This window comes from Stieleria sedimenti, from assembly GCF_025060895.1.
GTDB classification, from domain to species: Bacteria; Planctomycetota; Planctomycetia; order Pirellulales; family Pirellulaceae; genus Stieleria; species Stieleria sedimenti.
Window position 1 is genome coordinate 12,857 of the sequence record NZ_JANZKV010000287.1, and the last position, 18,459, is coordinate 31,315.

At 59.7% G+C, this 18,459-nt stretch carries 15 protein-coding genes; 3 read left to right on the forward strand and 12 right to left on the reverse strand.

The window, feature by feature from the left end:
• Positions 1-73: 73 nt before the first annotated feature.
• Positions 74-2,059, reverse strand: a complete 1,986-nt coding sequence (locus NZK35_RS30455; protein WP_259636304.1) for a hypothetical protein — start codon at positions 2,057-2,059, stop codon at positions 74-76.
• A gap of 337 nt (positions 2,060-2,396) precedes the next feature.
• On the opposite strand from NZK35_RS30455, the gene NZK35_RS30460 reads away from it, so the two are divergent.
• A complete protein-coding gene (locus NZK35_RS30460; protein WP_259636305.1) occupies positions 2,397-3,368 on the forward strand; it encodes an ABC transporter substrate-binding protein in 972 nt (323 codons plus the stop codon).
• A 48-nt stretch (positions 3,369-3,416) separates the two neighbouring features.
• Here the strand turns inward: NZK35_RS30460 and NZK35_RS30465 are convergent, their stop codons facing one another.
• From NZK35_RS30465 to NZK35_RS30485, 5 genes are all read right to left on the reverse strand, one after another.
• Entirely contained in the window at positions 3,417-3,932 is a 516-nt protein-coding gene (locus NZK35_RS30465) for a hypothetical protein (protein WP_259636306.1), read from the reverse strand.
• Between the two features lie 562 nt (positions 3,933-4,494).
• On the reverse strand, positions 4,495-4,764 hold the full coding sequence (locus tag NZK35_RS30470; protein WP_259636307.1) for a WXG100 family type VII secretion target: 270 nt from the start codon (positions 4,762-4,764) through the stop codon (positions 4,495-4,497).
• A 10-nt stretch (positions 4,765-4,774) separates the two neighbouring features.
• On the reverse strand, positions 4,775-5,668 hold the full coding sequence (locus tag NZK35_RS30475) for a tetratricopeptide repeat protein (protein ID WP_259636308.1): 894 nt from the start codon (positions 5,666-5,668) through the stop codon (positions 4,775-4,777).
• 116 nt (positions 5,669-5,784) lie between these two features.
• Positions 5,785-6,147: a hypothetical protein gene (locus tag NZK35_RS30480; RefSeq protein WP_259636309.1), complete on the reverse strand. Its 363-nt coding sequence runs from the start codon at positions 6,145-6,147 to the stop codon at positions 5,785-5,787.
• Between the two features lie 55 nt (positions 6,148-6,202).
• Positions 6,203-6,802 carry a hypothetical protein gene (locus NZK35_RS30485; protein ID WP_259636310.1) on the reverse strand — a complete coding sequence of 200 codons (600 nt, stop codon included), beginning with the start codon at positions 6,800-6,802 and terminating at the stop codon, positions 6,203-6,205.
• Between the two features lie 419 nt (positions 6,803-7,221).
• On the opposite strand from NZK35_RS30485, the gene NZK35_RS30490 reads away from it, so the two are divergent.
• A complete protein-coding gene (locus NZK35_RS30490; RefSeq protein ID WP_259636311.1) occupies positions 7,222-9,651 on the forward strand; it encodes a DNA gyrase/topoisomerase IV subunit A in 2,430 nt (809 codons plus the stop codon).
• A 118-nt stretch (positions 9,652-9,769) separates the two neighbouring features.
• Positions 9,770-11,686, forward strand: a complete 1,917-nt coding sequence (locus NZK35_RS30495) for a DNA gyrase/topoisomerase IV subunit B (protein ID WP_259636312.1) — start codon at positions 9,770-9,772, stop codon at positions 11,684-11,686.
• 114 nt (positions 11,687-11,800) lie between these two features.
• Here NZK35_RS30495 and ribH read toward each other — a convergent pair whose 3' ends face one another.
• The 6 genes from ribH to NZK35_RS30525 form a co-directional block, all read right to left on the reverse strand.
• Positions 11,801-12,271, reverse strand: a complete 471-nt coding sequence (ribH, locus tag NZK35_RS30500; RefSeq protein WP_407699854.1) for a 6,7-dimethyl-8-ribityllumazine synthase — start codon at positions 12,269-12,271, stop codon at positions 11,801-11,803.
• Complete coding sequence (rho, locus tag NZK35_RS30505; RefSeq protein ID WP_323379684.1) at positions 12,264-13,778, reverse strand: transcription termination factor Rho; 1,515 nt, start codon at positions 13,776-13,778, stop codon at positions 12,264-12,266. Before rho ends, ribH begins: the two co-directional genes overlap by 8 nt.
• A 182-nt stretch (positions 13,779-13,960) precedes the next feature.
• Positions 13,961-14,680, reverse strand: coding sequence for a dephospho-CoA kinase (gene coaE, locus NZK35_RS30510; protein WP_259636314.1), 720 nt, complete (start codon positions 14,678-14,680; stop codon positions 13,961-13,963).
• Entirely contained in the window at positions 14,662-15,378 is a 717-nt protein-coding gene (locus NZK35_RS30515; RefSeq protein WP_259636315.1) for a zinc ribbon domain-containing protein, read from the reverse strand. Before NZK35_RS30515 ends, coaE begins: the two co-directional genes overlap by 19 nt.
• Before the next feature lie 61 nt (positions 15,379-15,439).
• Entirely contained in the window at positions 15,440-16,942 is a 1,503-nt protein-coding gene (locus tag NZK35_RS30520; protein WP_259636316.1) for a class I adenylate-forming enzyme family protein, read from the reverse strand.
• 4 nt (positions 16,943-16,946) lie between these two features.
• A complete protein-coding gene (locus tag NZK35_RS30525; RefSeq protein ID WP_259636317.1) occupies positions 16,947-18,281 on the reverse strand; it encodes an excinuclease ABC subunit UvrC in 1,335 nt (444 codons plus the stop codon).
• Positions 18,282-18,459 lie beyond the last annotated feature (178 nt).

An 18,459-nucleotide genomic window follows, 5' to 3' on the forward strand; every position in this document is an offset into this window, starting at 1 on the left:
TAAAGCCTGTACACCAACACTCTTACCCGTGCCATTCGGGTCACCCACCCTCAGTGAAAAAGATGACAAAGCACTAATCGTTGTTGGACATCCCGCTGGCGGCCATGCGGCTCGACGCGATCAGATCGCGGTGGTGATACCACAAGCGATGCAACGAGATGAACAAGAACGCGTTGGCCACGAGCGAGCATAGCAAGAACACGTTGACGTACGGGTTCGATCTGCCGATCGCGCCCGCGATCCCTGCTTGGTCGGCCGGCGGCACGCGGTTGCCCTGCCCCGGATCTCGCTGGCCAACGCCGCCAGCGGCCCCGGTGCCGACAGCGTTCGGTCGATCAGCAGCCGCGCTGACGCCACCGACGGGCGTTCGAAACGCCCCCCCCGCCGCGACTCCGTCACCAGCGAGCAAACGATCACTCGCACTCGGCTGGCCCGACAATGAATCGGCCGGCAGCGTCGTGCGGCCCCGCTCGGCGTCCAGTTTAGCCAGGCGTTCTTCTTCCATGCGACGCTTTCGCCCGATCGTCAGCTCCCACTGTGTTTCCTCATCCACACGCTCTCCAAATCGATCCAAGACATAACGTTCCTTGTCGATCGGGTTGCCGTACTTGTCATAGGACCAGGCCCCTGGAGGCAATCCATCGATGTCTTTCTGGGACAAACGCGGATCCACGTCCAGCCTGCGGGTGGAATGGTCCTCTGAACCCCAAACGCCACTACCCGCGGTGGTTGTGACGCCATCGCGACTGGCGAAACGCGGATCCGTCGCCGCCGATCCGCCGGTGAATCCGCCCGGCGTCCCCGGTTGAGACGTTCCGGCCGGTGGCTGAACTCCTGGCAGGTTCCATCCCGGCTGTCCCCCCGCCCCGACGCCTGCGGCCGGCCAGCGCCCCGGTGCGGCCGCGTTGGCTGTCGTCTCGGCACTCGCCTGAGCGGCTTGCTGTTCCGCCAGATATTCTCGATAGCTGGCGTAGAGGTCGTTCACGAAGGCCTTGTCGCCCATCCGCGAATCCGTGGGCTGGATCCCAAACAATTGCCCCAGCTGAGCAATCTGTTGATAGGTCCAATTGGAGGGCACACTGGGAGGCGCCGTGTTGGTCGACGCGTTAACGCCGGCCGCCCCGGTGGAAGTCATCGAGCGGGGATCGGCGGCAGGAAATCCCAATGCCGAACCACCGGTCGCGGTCTGCCGCGACGCCGCCCCACCGGACAGATTCCCCGGATACAACAGATCTTGCTGCGCCGTCGTCCTGGCCGAGTTTGGGGAACCGAAGTTTTGCGAACTGTAATTTGGGGAATTGGCGGTCGGGGCAGTGGCGGCGTTCGAATGGGTACGATTGTTTGCATTGAAGACCGACAGATCGTAGTTGGCTTCTTGAGCGGTCGGTGGGCCGTAGACGGGGCGGTTTGTCGGACTGGGCGACGCCGTGGCCGGATTCCGTGCGAACTCGCTGCCGAAGGTGGCGTTGGAACCCGCCGTGTTGCCCTGGTCTGGCAACCGCACGCCGGATGGAAGACTGCCAAAGCCACGCGATGCCCCGCTGCCGCTGCTGCTTGGCGATGCCGTCGACTCTCGCGCGTTGGCCATCAATTGAGCTTCTCGACTTTGCGGATCCTGGGTGGCACCGACCGTTGCAATCGTGTTTCGGTTTGGGCTGCTGCGGAGGTCATTGGGCAGCATCGAAGACGACTGCCCGCCAAATGCGGTGGAACCCACCGGCTCGGTCGTCGGCCGTTTGACCCCGGACGTCGTCTCGGAAAGCCAAGCACGATCACGGGAGGTCGTGGGATCGGTTGTCGGGCCACCGGCTCGAGGCCCCACACGCTGCGTGTCGACACCGCCGGTAAAATTGGGCAAACTCATCGAAGCCGATGCGGACCCACCAACACCACGCGACGACTCCGCTCGCGATTCAGACGCCCCAAACGCACCGGAGAGCGATGGCGGAATTTCAAATCCGCCGCTCGGCCCCTGCGCGACAAGCCGGGCAGGCGTGATCTGGAGGATCGAGATCAGTGCGGCAACGGCGACCATCAAATAACGAATGGTTTCGCCCATGACATTCTTCCCTGAACAAACGATTGGACTTCAAATCCGTTTCACGGCCAAACCCGATGAGCTGAGCTCTCAATAAGACCACCAAAACAGAACGCTAAACAGCTCAGACGCATTTCCGGCGCGTGTTTCATGACAAGGTAACGGCACCGGCGGCCGAACGTAAAGAGAGGTTTCACAGCGTTGCCCGCCGGGCAGCGCTGTGAAGCATTTATTAGCGGAACACAGGGTAGACCGGATCAGCGGAGACCGATTCGTTGGACTCGCACCTGCCTTGGGGATTGATACATTGCAATCATTCTGCAAACGCCACTCCAACGGGCCGCCCGAGCCAAATCCGATGAAGCCTCTGCAACTGTCCTACCTTGCCGTCCTTGTCATCCTGGCCGGATGCAACTCGACGCCCACGCCGTCACCCGAAGGCGGCACACCCATCCAGGTCCAATTGAATTGGTATCCCGAAACCGAGCACGGGGGGTTATTCCAGGCCCTGGCTGACGGGTCCTACCAGGCCGAAGGGTTCGACGTGACGATTCAGCCGGGGGGACGGGCCACTCCGATCGGTCCTGAACTGGCGCTGGAGCGGGCCCAATTTGCGATCGCCAATGCGGACGACGTGATCGTCTATCGCCAGCAGGGGATCGATGTCGTGGCGGTGATGGCTGCGATGCAAAACCACCCGCGTTGCATCCTGGCCCGCAAGGACAGCGGCGTGGAATCCTTTGCCGACCTGCGGGGAAAAACGCTGCAACGCCAAGCCGGTCGCGCGTTCGTCGAATTCATGCGCTCCAAAGGGATCTTGGACGGGGTCAAAGAGGTGCCCTACCACGGCAGCATCGCCTCTCTGGTCGGGGATCCGAACATCGTGATCCAAGGCTACAGCTGTGCCGAACCCCTACTGGCCGAACAACAGGGGGTGCCGGTCAATACGTTGATGGTCAGCGAACTCGGGTTCAATCCCTACTCGAGCGTTCTGGTGACGACGGGAAAACTGATCCGCGAACAACCCGATCTGGTTCGGCGTTTCGTCGCAGTCACTCGCCAGGGCTGGCGCAACTATCTGACCGACGGCAGCCAAGGCAACGCGGCGATCTTGACCGTCAACGAAGAAGGCATGACGCCTGAAGCACTCGAGTTCGGAGCAAGGGTGATGCGCGACCTGGCGATGCCTGACGCGGCGGGTGTCGAAACGGTCGGCACGATGACCGCTCAGCGATGGAGCGAACTTTTCGAACAACTCACCGCGCTCGATCTGGTCGACCCAGAAAAGGTCCGGGTCGAAGACTGCTACACACTGGACTTCGTGGACTGAACGAAAAAGTCGCGCGGGGAATCGATCGAGAATGCAACGCAACACCGCCTACTGCGGCGACGGACTCTCGGCCATCAGCCCCACGTCCCACTCCACCTTCCATGACCGGTTGCGGTAAACCATCTCTTGCAACGAATCCAAATCTTCGGGATTGGTGACATAACCGTGAACCGATAACCGTTCATCCGTCTGCAGCGGCGGCGCGTGATAGGAGATCGTGACCAGTTCGTATTGCGACTTGGATTTCACTTGAGAACGCAAACGATTCGCCTCGCGGACCCGGACTCGCGTTTCGTGAAGACCGTTTCGGTACGAATCCACGCCGATCACGATCCCGGTCAATGTCGCGATGACAATCACCGCGGTCATGAGACGGCGTTCGTTGGTCCTTGTTTTCCCGCGACGAAAATACCAGATCACCGCTTCGAAAATGGCGATCCCGAACGTCGCACCAAACCCGAATGCGGCAACCGGGCCGAACAAGTGGTATCCCAAAGCGACGAGCAGCAAGTTCAGCGCTGTCGCGCCGACGCAGATCATCAATTTGAAACGTGGTGTTTGCATAGAAACAGAGACCCTCATGCCCTGCAAACAACTCGCAGGACACCCAATCGACTTCAGTGATACCACCCAGCAGATGAGATGACGGGCGAAAAACATTTTCGCGCTGAGTGGATGCTCATCCGGGTGAACGCGATAACCCTGTGATACAGCCGCAATCAATGTTTGGGATCGCAACAGAAAACGGTGAAAAACCCGTTGCCGACAAAGATGATTGCCCATCCAAACACGACAAACCGTCCGCCGACGGCAACGGACGTGTGCCCCTGAGGGTTTTCCCCCGAACGTCGGCAGATGCCCGGATGCCGGCACGAGCCCCATGCCATCGACCTTGGCACTGAAACTGTTAGCGGAACGGCGCGAGCGGGCCGTCGTTTTAATCGGGATCTGCTGAGTCCATGGTGAGCCGCTGGCCGTCAGGCCTCGGGCGGGCGCCAGAATGCCCGGCCGCTTACGCGTCGCGGCTCACAAAACCGACAGCCCGCGAACCGTCCGGTCGCGTTTCAAAAACACCCCGCGTGGCGTCAAAGAAAATGGCATGGGGTGTTGGCCGGCTGAGGCCGACCTACCTGCCCAGGTAGGCGTCAATTTGTTCCGCTTTGCGGAGCAGATACGGAATGTGTTGCTCGCTGGTCTTGACCAATCGAGAAAGCTGACGCAGTTGCTCGCTGAACTCGCCCGCAAATTTGCGTTGCTGTTCATCTCGCCACGTTTGCTCGAGCTGATTCATCTGCGTGCCCAGCGCCGTCGATCGCTCTTTCAACTCCTCGACGAAACGATGCAGATGGGAAGCAAATTGTCGTAACTGTTCGGGATCAACGACGGCTTGATTCATGGTCAGGTTCTCAGGACTTCGACGACGAGGAGGCTGCCTGAAGACGCTTCAGGTGCGCGTGATATTGTTGCCCGGTCGCATGCAATGACAACTTGTCGGCCAAGTCGCAAAGCAGTTTCAGGCTGGCGTGACGCAAGGATTCCGGCGCGACAACGGACCGTCGCAGCGCCACGGCGCGCAGCTCCTTCATTGCCGGCAAGTCTTTTCCCAGCGCGAGCAAACAGCGCGCACGCAGGAAATGCGCTTGCGGCGAAAATTCGTCCAATTCCAACAGGTGCCCCGCGTCGGCAAAGGACTCTTCGAACAACTCGGCGTCGAATTTCGCATCGGCCATCGCCAATCGCAATTGGATCTGAGACGGGTCTCGCGCCAACCGGGCGCGACACACTTCGATCCGTCGCATCGCCCAATCACTCCGACTTCGCTCCAACTCTCGATCCGCCTCGGGCGTTTTCAGCCGCGACGCGAGATCACTGACCTCGCGGTATTGTTGCAAGGAGCGGGCCAGGATCGCCTCTTCCAACTGAAACAAGACGCGTTCGTCGTCGGGAAAGATCTGCGTGGCCTGTTGCAGCAACCGTTTGGCTTCCAACGGCCGATGTTCACTGCGATAGATACCGGCCAATTCCAAGAAGCCGTCCAAATCGGTCGGATTGGCTTTTAACTTGTGCTCCAATTCTTGGCGCCGTTCCAATTGAACGGTGCGGCGATGTTCCCGCTGATCGTCATCGAATTCCTCGTTCGGATCCACCACGTTTTTCCGCAGCAGCTCGCCGGGACTGACCGGGCGCCATCGGCCTCCGTCGAGCGGACTGAGATCGGGGTTGCCGGAGTCGACCGTTGATTCACTGGATGGCGTTTGATCCCCGGCCGAGGAAGCGGTCGTCGTATCGGGATCGGGCATTGGTTCACTGCGCGGCAAAAGAAAAGAGCATCGCCGCGGACCGCCGCGGACACTTCAGTGTGAACGCAAACGCGGCGGGATGCAAATCCCAACCGCTTTCCGCGTGGCGATGCCCCCTACCAGGGCGCTCGGATGTAGTAGTAACCGAACTGGTCGGTGTGACTGGGCCACGGCGGCGTCGGCCGGAACGCCCCCCGCGGACCGGCACCGACACCGGGTGCGTTACGCCCGTATTGGGAATTGACCGGGTACATCAAGTTCTGGCCCACACCCCACGAGTACGTTTGACGCACGTTGGCAGTCGGCGGAACGACGACGGCCAGGGGCTGGCCCCAGCTTTGTTGATAGTAACCGCCATGCCACGGATGGCTGACCGGGGGGCTCTTCTGAAACAGCCCCGGCCCCGCGGCGGTCGCGTCGGATTGCGAGGCAATCGGAAGAGTCGCCAGGCACGCGACGAGTACGAATAGCGTACGCATGAGTTTGATCTCGGTGGGTGGAAGTGGATGGTTCGGTTCAGAACCGGCGTTAAAATCAGCGTGGCAAACGCAACTTGTTCCAGTACAGATTGCTGATCGCTTGCTTGACCGGCGGATAGGAATAATGCACTTTCGTGCGATTGAGACCACGTCCGTTGTCGTAGTAGTTGTGGTACCGATTTGTGTGCTTGTACAGAAACTCGTGCGGATACAGCGGCTGGTACGTGTTAAACGTGTGCCCGACGAACTGCGGCACGGGAACCGGCGAGACGTACAATTGGGCGTTTGCGGTGTTGCAATTGCCGCCGGAGTAAAAATTGTAAAACAGATCCGAATGGTCGTATCGGCGGTCTTGGCAGACGCCGCCATTCACATCGCCGCATCCGCTGCGGAGCTTCCCGAGCACACCACCGCCGTTGACCCCACAGGTGCCGCTGGAACAGGTGCCGCTTTGGCAACTGCTACAGCCGCTGTCGCTGATCGAGGCCGAAGCCAGATCACCGATGTAGCCGCCGGAGGCCGGCAGCGCAGTATCGCTGACGACCTGACTGGCGACGATAAAGGATTCACCTTGCGCCATGGCGTTACCGGCCGAAGCGACGAGTGCCAGCACCGCGACGGCGCCGTAGAATTGATTTGTCAGTCGAAGTTTCATCCGGTGGTTCCTCCGAACCCGTGTTGTCAGCCATTGATTCCATTCTCGCCCGACCGCCGGATGCGATCCGCCGCCATTCCCTCTCGGCGGTAGCAGACCACCCTAAACGGGATCCCCCGAAGGCGGCCGGCCGGATGCGGGCATTTCTTCTTCACACGGTTTGTTGTTTCGGCGGGATTGCCCGTTCGGCGATAGCCCGGAGCGTTGCGCTGGCGATTTCGGATCATTTCGGAGCATCGCTAACACCGGTGTCGACTGCATTTGCCTTTCGACCCGGCCAACCGCTAAAGTCTGCCGCCACTGCCTGTCTAGAATTTTCACCGTCTCTACCCTAACTTGGGCAAATCGGCGCGACCCTGCGACCGATGGAGAAGGTGAAGAACGCACCGTATCAATTTGTGTAAAAGGACCCCTATCGCGTGGCAAAACGACGTCCCCGCAAGCAATCGGAAAAGAACGGCAAATCGTTGTTTGACGCCGTCGAGGAATCGCTCCTGACGGCGGTCCCGCTGCGTCAGGCGGCTCAGGAACGCTACCTCAATTATTCCCTGTCGGTGATCACCAGCCGGGCGTTGCCGGACGTCCGCGACGGACTCAAACCCGTCCAGCGACGCATCCTCTACACGATGCACCAGCAGGGGCTCTCCAGCACCGCCAAGCACCGCAAGTGTGCCAAAGTCGTCGGCGACGTGATGGGTAACTATCACCCCCACGGCGACAGCTCGATCTACGAGGCTCTGGTCCGCATGGCCCAGCCCTTCGCCATGCGGATGCCGCTGGTCGACGGCAGCGGAAACTTCGGTAGCGTCGACGGCGACAATGCCGCGGCGATGCGTTACACCGAGTGCCGCATGACCCCGGTCGCCGGCGAAGTGCTGACCGACCTGGCGACCCGTACCGTCGCCTACAAGGCCAACTATGACGGCAGCCGCGAAGAACCCGTCGTCCTGCCCAGCCGCCTACCCAATCTGCTGCTCAACGGCGCCACCGGCATCGCCGTCGGCATGGCCACCAACATTCCGCCACATAACCTCCGCGAGATCTGCAACGCACTGCTGAAGTTGTTGCGTGATCCCGAAATCAAAGACTACCAACTGGTCGCCAATGATGCCGTCCAGGCGCCGGACTTTCCCACCGGCGGCCAAATCATCAACACCAAGGAAGAACTGCGCGAGATCTATCAGACCGGCCAGGGCACCATCAAGCTTCGCGGCACGATCAAACAGGGCACCAAGGATCGCGGCGGAAAAGTCATTCAAATCGACTCGATCCCCTACAGCGTCAACAAAGCGCTGCTGGTCGAACGGATCAGCGAACTCGTCTTCGACGGCAAACTGCCCCTGGTCACCGAAGTCCGCGATCTGTCGACCGATGAAATCCGCATCGACCTGTTGCTCAAGAAAGACGCCGACGAAAAGAAGGTGCTGGCGTTCCTCTACAAGCACACCGATTTCCAAAAGAACTTCAACGTCAATCTGACCTGTCTGGTTCCCACCGAAAACCCCGAACTGGGAACGCCCGAGCGACTCTCTCTCAAAGAAATGCTCTGGCACTTCCTGCACTTCCGCTTGGAAGTCGTCACCCGTCGCCTGGAAAACGAACTGGCGTCGCTGGAGCGGCGGATCCACATCCTGGAAGGCTTCGCGCTGATCTTTGACGCGCTCGATCAAATCATCAAAATCATTCGCCAATCGGACGGCAAAGCCGATGCGGCCGAAAAAATCATGAAACGGTTCCCGGCCAGCAAAGGTGGCTTGGACGCCGAGCAGACCGACGCGATCCTGGAACTGAAACTGTATCGCTTGGCGCGTCTGGAAATCAATCTGATCCTGGATGAACTGAAAGACAAAAAGAAACGCGCCGGGCAGATCCGTCAACTGCTCAACGAAGACACCAAGGACACCAACGCCTCGGGCCGCTGGACAATCGTCCGTGAAGAAATCGAAGGACTCATCACGACCTACGGAAGCGACGCGGCGAGCCGTCGTCGCACCGCGATCAACGCCGTCGAAGTCGAAGTCGAATATTCGGTCGAGGACTTTATCGTCGCCGAAAACTGCCACGTCCTGGTCACCACCGACGGCTGGGTGAAACGGCAAAAACAAATCGCCGATCCCTCCAAGAGTCGACTTCGCCAAGGCGATTCGGTGCTCGCCTGCATCGCCGGCAGCACCCGCGCCACCCTCGGTCTGTTCTCGTCCCTCGGTGTCTGCTACACGACCCGATTCATCGACATCCCCGCCTCGACGGGCTTCGGAGAACCGATTCAAAAGCTGTTCAAGATGAAGGACGGCGAACGCATCATCGCAGCGATCTCGTTCGACCCGCGTCGCATCGGCAAGATTCACGAAGACCCCAAACACCCCGATTACTGCCCCGAAATCCACGCCTTTGCCGCCTCAAGCAACGGTTTTGCACTGCGTTTCGGACTGGCCCCGTTTGCCGAACCGTCGACCCGCAGCGGACGCCGGTACGCCCGCGTCACCGGCGACGCCGCCATCATCGACGTGATCCCGATTACCGGCAGCGAAATCATTCTGGCCGTCTCGGAAAACTGTCGCGCGATCGTCTGCGAATCCGAAGAAATCAATTATCTGTCCGGGCCGGGAAAAGGCGTCACCCTGATCCGATTGGCCAACGGTGATCGCCTGCTCGGATTCAAAGCCAGCAGCGGCGACCGTGACCTGCTGACCATCGAAACCAACCGCGGCGCACGCAAAACCGTCTCCACCGCCAAGTACCGTGTCACCAGTCGCGGCGGCAAGGGCGTCGAGCTTCAGAAGAACGGCAAGATCGCCAAGATCATCGCGCCGCCCATCGCCGCCCCCGCACCGTTCGACGATGAATAGTTTCAAGTTTCAAGTTTCAAGTTTCAAGTTTCAAGTTTCAAGTTTCAAGTTTCAAGTTTCAAGTTTCAAGTTTCAAGTTTCAAGTTTCAAGTTTCAAGTTGATGGCGTTTGATCATCCATGACAGCAATCGCGACTAAATCGAACTACAACGCCGACGCCATCGTCGCACTCGAAGGTCTGGACCCGGTCCGGAAGCGTCCGGGCATGTACATCGGGGGTGTCGGCACCGCGGGACTGCACCATCTGATCTGGGAAATCGTCGACAACTCCGTCGACGAAGCGATGAACGGCCACGCCAGCGAAATCGTGGTCACGCTTCACAAAGATGGACAAACCGTGTCGGTTGCCGACAACGGACGCGGCATCCCCGTCGACAAGCACCCCAAGACGAAGAAACCCGCGTTGGAAATGGTGCTGACCATTCTGCACGCCGGCGGCAAATTCGAAGGCCAGAACTACAAGACCGCCGGAGGTCTTCACGGCGTCGGGGCATCGGTGGTCAACGCGCTCAGCAAAGAACTGACGGCGGTGGTCCGTCGCGACGGCGCGCAATACAAGATGGAATTTGAACGCGGCAAGCCGACCTCGAAACTCAAAAAACTCAAGGGCGCCATCCGCGGCACCGGGACGACGATCACGTTCACCCCCGATCCGCAGATCTTCCCCAAGACGACGTTCGATTCGGCGCTGATTCGCGCCCGCCTGGAAACGGCCAGCTTCCTGCACCGCGGTGTCAAAGTCACCTACGTCGATGAAGCCGCCAAGACCAAAGAATCGTTCGTTCACGAACAAGGCATCGTCGACTTTCTCAACAAAGTCCTGAAGGAACGTAAAGCGCGGCCGATCCACGCCACTCCGTTTAGCCTCTCGATCGACGACGACATGCGGATCGAAGTCGTCTTGCAGTGGACCGAATCGACCGACGAACACGTCCGCAGCTACGTCAACGGAATCCCGACCGGCAGCGGCGGAACACACGAAAACGGTTTCCGCGGCGGGCTCAACAAGGCGGTGCGTAACTATATCGACACCCACAATCTGACGCCGCGCGGCGTCAAGATCAGCCACGAAGACATCCGCGAAGGAATGGTGGGGATCATTTCGGTCTTCGTCAGCGAGCCGCAATTCCAAGGTCAAACCAAAGACCGTTTGAACAACCCCGAAGTTCAAACGGGCGTCGAAGCGGCGGTGCGTGGCGAGATCGAACAGTGGATGAATAGCAATCGGTCCATCGCCGACTCGATCGTCGCCCGGATCATCGCCGCCGCCCGCGCCCGTGCCGCCTCCCGTGCCGCTTCCGAAGCCGTCTCACGCAAGGGTGGTGCGAAACGAACAATGCTGCCGGGCAAACTGAGCGATTGTTTGTCCAGCGGAAAGATGGAGTCCGAGCTGTTTATCGTCGAAGGTGATTCCGCCGGTGGCAGTGCGAAACAAGGCCGCGATCGAAATTACCAGGCCATCCTTCCGCTCCGCGGAAAAGTCCTGAACACCGAAAGTGCGACGCTGAAGAAGATTCTGGACAACAAAGAAATCCAAGATATGGTCGCGTCACTCGGCTGCGGGATCGGCCCCAAGATGGACATCAGCGGTCTGCGCTACGGCCGCATCATCCTGTTGGCCGACGCCGATTCCGATGGACACCACATCACGACGTTGCTGTTGACGTTCTTCTATCGCCACATGCCACAGTTGATTTCCGACGGGCGTTTGTTCATCGCCGTTCCGCCGCTGTATCGAATCGACCTGGGCAAAGAAACCTACTGGGCCAAAGACGACGCCCACCGCGAAGAAATCTTGCAGAAGCATGGCGGAAGGGCCAAGCCGGAAATCACGCGTTTCAAAGGACTCGGTGAAATGATGCCCAAAGTCCTCTGGCAAACCACGCTCAACCCCGCCCAACGTCAGTTGCTGCGAGTCGAAGTCGACGACCAGCTGGAAACCGACCGCGTGATCAGCGACCTGATGGGACGCGACGCGTCGGCACGGTTCCGGTTCATCATGGACCGGGCAGCGGACGCCGAAGTGGACGTTTAGGAAGAGACAGAAGATGGCAGAATGATAAGGGGGCAGAATGATACGAGACAGATCTTCACACCATCATTCTGCCACACCATCCGACGGCCGAATTCAACAGAGCCACTCGAGTCCTCAAGAATTTAGCTTACCGGCCAGCCGCAGTAATTCGACCACCGCCTCGGCGGCTTCGTTGCCTTTGTTGCCGACCGTTCCGCCGCTGCGTTGAAGCGCTTGCTCGAGGGTGTTGCAGGTCAATAGTCCAAAACCGATGGGTTTGCGGGTCTGGACGCCCAATTGCATCACCGCATCGCTGACGCTGCGATTGATGTGTTCGTCGTGTGTCGTTTCGCCCTTGATCACGCAGCCGAGCGTGACAACGCCGAGCACCTCGTCGCGGTCGAGTGCATTGGCGGCCACCATGACCAATTCCCAGGCACCGGGCACACGAATGATTTCCAAGTCGGCTTCGGTGTAGCCGACCCCGGTCAGCGTTTCGACGCTGCCGCGGACCAGTGAATCACAAATGCCTTCGTTATAGCGACTGGCGACGATGACAATTTTTCCGGAGGGCAGCTGGCCATCGACACCCGTAATTTCAGTCAACATCCTTCACGCTCAGCAAAAACTCGGCATTGTTCTGTGTCTTTTTCAACCGTTTGATCAGGTCATCCATGGCATCGACCGGCGAGACCTCGGACAACGCACGTCGCACCGCTGAAATCCGCTTGAACTCCTCTTTGTCCAGCAACATTTCTTCACGGCGCGTCCCACTTCGGCTGATGTCGATTGCCGGCCAGATCCGTCGATCTACCAACGCCCGATCCAGCACGATTTCCAGATTTCCGGTCCCTTTGAATTCCTCAAAGATCACGTCATCCATCTTGCTGCCGGTATCGACCAACGCGGTGGCGATGATCGTCAGCGACCCGCCCTCTTCGGTTTTTCGGGCCGAGCCGAAGATCGACTTGGGTTTCTGCATCGCGCCGGCATCCAGACCGCCGCTGAGCAATTTGCCGGTGGATTCGCCGTCGCTGTTATGGGCCCGGGCCAGCCGCGTGATCGAATCGAGAAAGACGACCACGTCGATGCCCGCTTCAACCATCCGCTTGGCTTTTTCGATCACCATCTGAGCGACTTGGATGTGTCGCTGGGCGGGTTCGTCAAACGTACTGCTGATGACTTCGCACTGCGGCCCGCGGACTTCGCGTTCCATGTCCGTCACTTCTTCGGGACGTTCATCGATCAGCAGAATAAACACATAGGCTTCGGGATAGTTCGCCAGCACCGCGCGAGCCATGTTTTGCATCAGCACGGTTTTGCCCGCGCGGGGCGGGCTGACGATCAAGCCGCGTTGTCCGAACCCGATCGGCGTCAGCATGTCGACCACGCGTGTCGACATCTCGCCGCCTTCGTGTTCCATCATGATCCGGCGATCCGGATGCAGCGGCGTCAGGTCTTCAAACGGGATCGCGGCGTTGCGTTGCGAGGGGTCGCGCCGATTGATCGCCTCGATTCGCAGCAAGGCGAAATACCGTTCGTTTTCTTTGGGCGGACGAATCTGTCCGGCGACATGGCTGCCGGTTTGCAACCCGAATCGCCGAATCTGGCTGGGCGAAACATAGATGTCGTCGGGACACGACACGTAATGATGTTTGCTGCTCCGCAGAAACCCGAACCCGTCGGGCAGGATCTCCAGTGTCCCTTCGCCATACATCAAACCACCGACTTTCATACGGTGCTTCAAGACGGCAAAGATCAACTCCTGCTTCGACATCAACTCAAAGTCGGGGATGGCGTCTTCGCGAGCCATTTCCAACAGCTTCGCGTCCTCCATCTCCTGCAACTGGGCCAGGTTCAGCTGGGGACCGTCGCCGCCGGAGGGGATCCCGACGCGTTGGCCGACCTTGGTCGCTTCGCTGACGATCTCCTCGGGCAGCGAGAGCGGATCTCGCTCCGCATCGAGTTCCCGGATGCGTCGATCGACGACCTTGTCCGGATGTCGTTGTTGGCGTTGCCGGCGGTGGCTGGAATAATCACGAGATCCGCCATGACGTTTTGATCCGCGATCGTCAGCGCGGTGTTCGTCGCCCGAAGGCCGATTGGATTGCATAGTCGTGGCGCCCGGGGAGGACGCGTGGGAAGAAGAGGAGTGGAGAGAGTTTGGCAGCAAACTGCAACGAGGAGGGAGGCGGGAGGAGGTGTCTGAGGGGACCGGTGAAGGAGACACGAAGACTGAGGGTAACGGAAAAATGCCCGTCGTTGAAAGGGAACCGACGCTTTACGGGACTTGAATTAGGAAATCGTCCCGCGGTCAGAGGAACAGTGACGCTCCGCTGACGCCGATTCGGCGGCCAGGGGTGCATCGACTGCAGGATTCATTCTAACGAGATCCTGCCACCGTCGACGAAGATTTTGATGCAAAGCATCTAAGGTCGCGTCATTGCGCATAATGAGATTACTGAGTCGGCATTTCGTCTCTATCGGCATCTGATTGGCCTCGCGACGATCCAGTTCGGCCGCATCCCAACCCCGTTTTTTGCAGCGTTGCAACCGATTCTCACGCGTCGCGTCGACACACCAAATCTGGTCGCAACTACGGTCCCAGCCGGATTCAAACAGCAGCGGCACGTCCAGCAAGGCGACCGGTCGCCCACGGCCGGCGGCTTCGACAATCCGGCGCTGAATCTCCTGACGCGTCAGCGGGTGCAACACCGATTCGAGAAACGCCAGGTTGTCCCGCTTTACCTGATCGTTACCAAAGACCAAATCGGCCATTGCAGCGCGACGGATCGTTCCATCGGAATCGAGGATGCCGTCGCCGAATCGGGCCGTCAACGCCGAGACGACGTCGGGGCGGCCGAGACAATCGCGGGCGATCAGGTCGGCGTTGATCCATTCCGCCCCGAGGGACGCCAAAAACTCGGCCGCCGAAGATTTTCCGCCGGCCGGTGATCCGACCAACCCCAAAATCAACATCGCATCGCTCAACTCGGTTACGGAAGATAAAGCCACGACGAACAGGCCGGACAATGTGTCAAAAATCCCAAACGGACGCGATCCACCATCTGCGTCGTCAAGGTCTGATTGCATCCGCCACAGGAATCGTCTTCGATCGGCGCCAGGGCTTCGTCGCCGCGGCCTTCGGTTAAACGTTTGTACTCCGATCGCACCGCGACGGGGACCTCCGCTTCTGCCTTGGCCAGTTCATTGCGGACGTGGTCCAAATCGGCTTGCACCACGACCATCCGGTTCTCCACCTGCTCGACGCGTTTCTTGTGCTCAGCCGTCTTTTCGGCCAACTCTCGCTCAGCCACCACGACGGCTTCCTGCAGCTCGTCGATCCGCTCCAGCCCTTCAAAAATCTCGTCACTCTGAACGCTGTTGGCCTGTTCGTCGGCGGCGATCTGCTCTTTCAGAAGGTCGAATTCCTTGTTGCTCGACGCCGTATTCAGCTTCGCTTTCAGGTTCTCGATCCGATCCTCTCGCGACTTCAATTGCAGCTGTTTTTCGTCGCATGCCAGCGTCGCGGCTTTGACCGCCTGCTTGGCCTGATCGAGCGCATCCTGGCTGGCCTGGACCACGCCCTCGCCCGCCTTGATTTGTCTCGGTCCCCGATCGAGCTGCCCCTCCAAGTCGCCGATTTGCAAAAGCAGTGAATGCAAGCGACGCAACAACGCGCTTTCGAATTGTGTCTTGTTGTCGACGGCCATGAAGATCTAATTCCCGAGGAGAAGTGAACGCAGCGGGCTCCATGATACCGCCCGATCCCGCTCAGCAGGAACCCGTCGACCGCTCGAGGTAACGCAGCATCTCGGATCGCCGAATCGCACCTTTCCGATTCAACAGCTGCTGCCTGAGGTTTTCTGGGAACTCCAATCGCCGGATCCGCTTGGGCTGTTCCCAGCGCGGCAACGTGCGGACGATCGCGTCGATTTCAGGCATCGGAAGTGTCGACTCGGTCGTCTCCACCCAAAACTCGACCGACCGTCGTTCCGCCCCCGCCGAAACGACTGCGGTTCGCACCCCTTTGATCGCCACCAGCCGTTGCTCCAGTCCCAACGGGTCGATCTTGTGCCCGTTGGACAAAACGATTCGGTCGTCACAGCGTCCCAGAATCTGCAACTGTCGCGTCGACGGACAGATGCGCACGCGATCGCCGGTGTCCAGCCAACCCGCCGCGTCGATGCGGCGAGCCGTCGCTTCGGGGTCCTGCCAATATCCGCGCATCAGATGCGGCCCACGCACAAACAGACGCCCTTCAGCCGGCTTCGCTTCGTTCGGCCCGCGTTCGCCCACCGGTTCCTCGTCCAGACGATGTTCCCAGCCGTCGACGAAACGACCGGCGTGACCGGGAATCGAATCGTCAGGCGTTTGACTGGCGATCACCGGCCCCGCTTCGGTCAACCCATAACCCTGGATCACCGTCACGCCGCGCTCGCCCCATCGCCAAAACTGATCCTCCGTCATCGCCGCCCCACCGCAACCGACCAACCGCAGCGACGGCGGAACCGTTCCGCTTTCCAGCACGCGGCCCGCCAAGCTGGGAACGAGATTGCACAACGTCGGCGCACGTCGCTGGCAAACGCATTGCCATCCCTCGAAACCGCGCGCGATCGCCAACGTGCATCCGGACAGCAACCAAGTGCCCAGATCACATGTCCTGGCGTAACCATGCGCGATCGAAAGCACTGTCAAACGCAGGTCCGTCTTGGCCTGGGGAACCGACCGCAATTTTGCAGCGGCATTGAGCAACTGACTGGCGTGCGACAAAACAACTCCCTTGGGATCGCCCGACGTGCCGCTGGTCCACAGCACCAACGCGTCCTCGGTCGGTGAAACCTGGGGCAACTCCGCAACGACGGATGGACCGGGGGCGCGATGCACCGACTCGTAGCCGCGGCGAACCAATTCTTGCTTGGCCGGATCGTCCAGCCACTCACCATCGATTTTGCGGCGACAGCTCGCCAAATAGTCGGCTCCGCCGTCCACGTCCACCGGGATCTCGATGATCCCCGCGGCTTGGCACGCCAACGCGATCACGACGTCGGCCGGTGTGTTGCGGACGACGTGCATCAGCGGCCCTTGATGCGGATAACTTGACCGCAGCAAAGCAGCAACGGCCTTCACCCAGCGTCCCAGTTCCGCCCAGGTCACCGAGTCCGCGGTTTGGAACGCATCCGACTCCTCCGAAAGCAGCAGCGCCCGCCCCGCGGCCAATTGCTCCGCGTTTCGGTTCAGTGCATCGACGAGGGTGCGGATGGGATGTGGCACCATGCATTCACCGATCGAACGTCGATTTGTTGCGGAGAATGTGATGGTAGTGCTGGGCGAATCGGTGTGATTCATCGCGGACGTATTGCAGCAATCGCAACGCGAACGAATGCTTGCTCAACCGCAGCGGCTCACTTTCGCCCGGCCGAAAGATCTCCTCGTCGCGTTTGGCGAGCGAGATGACTGTCGGCGGCGTGATGTCTTGATCGCGAAACGCCGCCATCGCCGCGCTCAATTGGCCTTTTCCGCCATCGATCAACAAGATGTCGGGGAACGCGTCGCTGTCATCGCTAAGCCGGCGAAAGCGACGTGACACCACTTCATAGATACTGCGATAGTCATCGATGCCGTCGACGTCGTCGATTTTGAAGCGACGGTATCCCGGTTTAAAGGGCAGCCCGTCGATGAATTGGACCAAGCTGGCGACGGTTTGTCCGCCGCCCAAATGCGCGATGTCCACGCCTTCGATGACCCGGGGTGTTTCGCTCAGCGACAACACCTTGCGAAGACCGGCCAAGCCTTTCTTCGGGTCGATGTAAAACACCTCCGGCTGGGCGTGCGTGTCCAGCTCGCCGCGTTCTTCCAGACGCTCCAACATTTGGATTTCGTCGCGAACGATGGCCGCACGCTCGAAATCCAACGCTTTGCTGGCCGCCGTCATCTCGTCTCGCATCTCGTTGATCAATTTGCGTTTCCCGCCCTCGAGAAACGTTTGCAGCCGCTTGATGTCGCGTCGGTACTCTTCTTTGCCGATGCGAAAATTGCAGGGTGCGGTGCACTGATTGATGCTGGCCAACAGACAGGGGCGAAACCATTTCCAGCGTTCATCGGACTCCGAGATGTCCAACGAACAGGTGCGAAATTTAAAGATCCGCTGCAACACTTGGATCGCACCGCGGAGCGCGCCGGCGCTGGCAAACGGTCCGTACAGCTTGACGCCCTTCTCCTTCGGTTCCCGAGTGACCTCGACCCGTGGAAACTCTTCACGCGTCGTGATCATCAGATAGGGAAAACTCTTGTCGTCCTTGAGTTCTTTGTTGTGCTTCGGCTGGATATCCTTGATCAGCCGCGACTCCATCAACAAGGCATCCACCTCGCTGTCGCAATCCATGTAGTCGATGTCGGCGATTTCCCCGATCCAACCAGCCGTCCGGGCGTCCTCCGCGGCGGCTTTTAGAAAGTAGCTGCCGGCGCGACTGCGGAGGTTCTTGGCTTTGCCGACATAGATCACTCGCCCGGCATCATCCTTCATCAAGTAGACGCCGGGTGACTGGGGAAAGGTTTTGACCTTGGCGGCTGTCTGGTCAAATCCGAGCGGTGATTCAGCAGAAGAGTCGGTCATCCGCGGGGGAAAGGGGGTTGGGGAAAATGAAGATCGCCGAGGCGATTGGGCCTCGTTCCAAGGGGAAGGCGGGGTGTTTTTTGTTAGCGGTAGGGCGCGAGCCCTCCGGTCTTTCACGTCGTTTTTGAAGCGCGACCGGACGGCTCGCGGGCTGTCGATTTAGTCGGGTTCTGCTGAG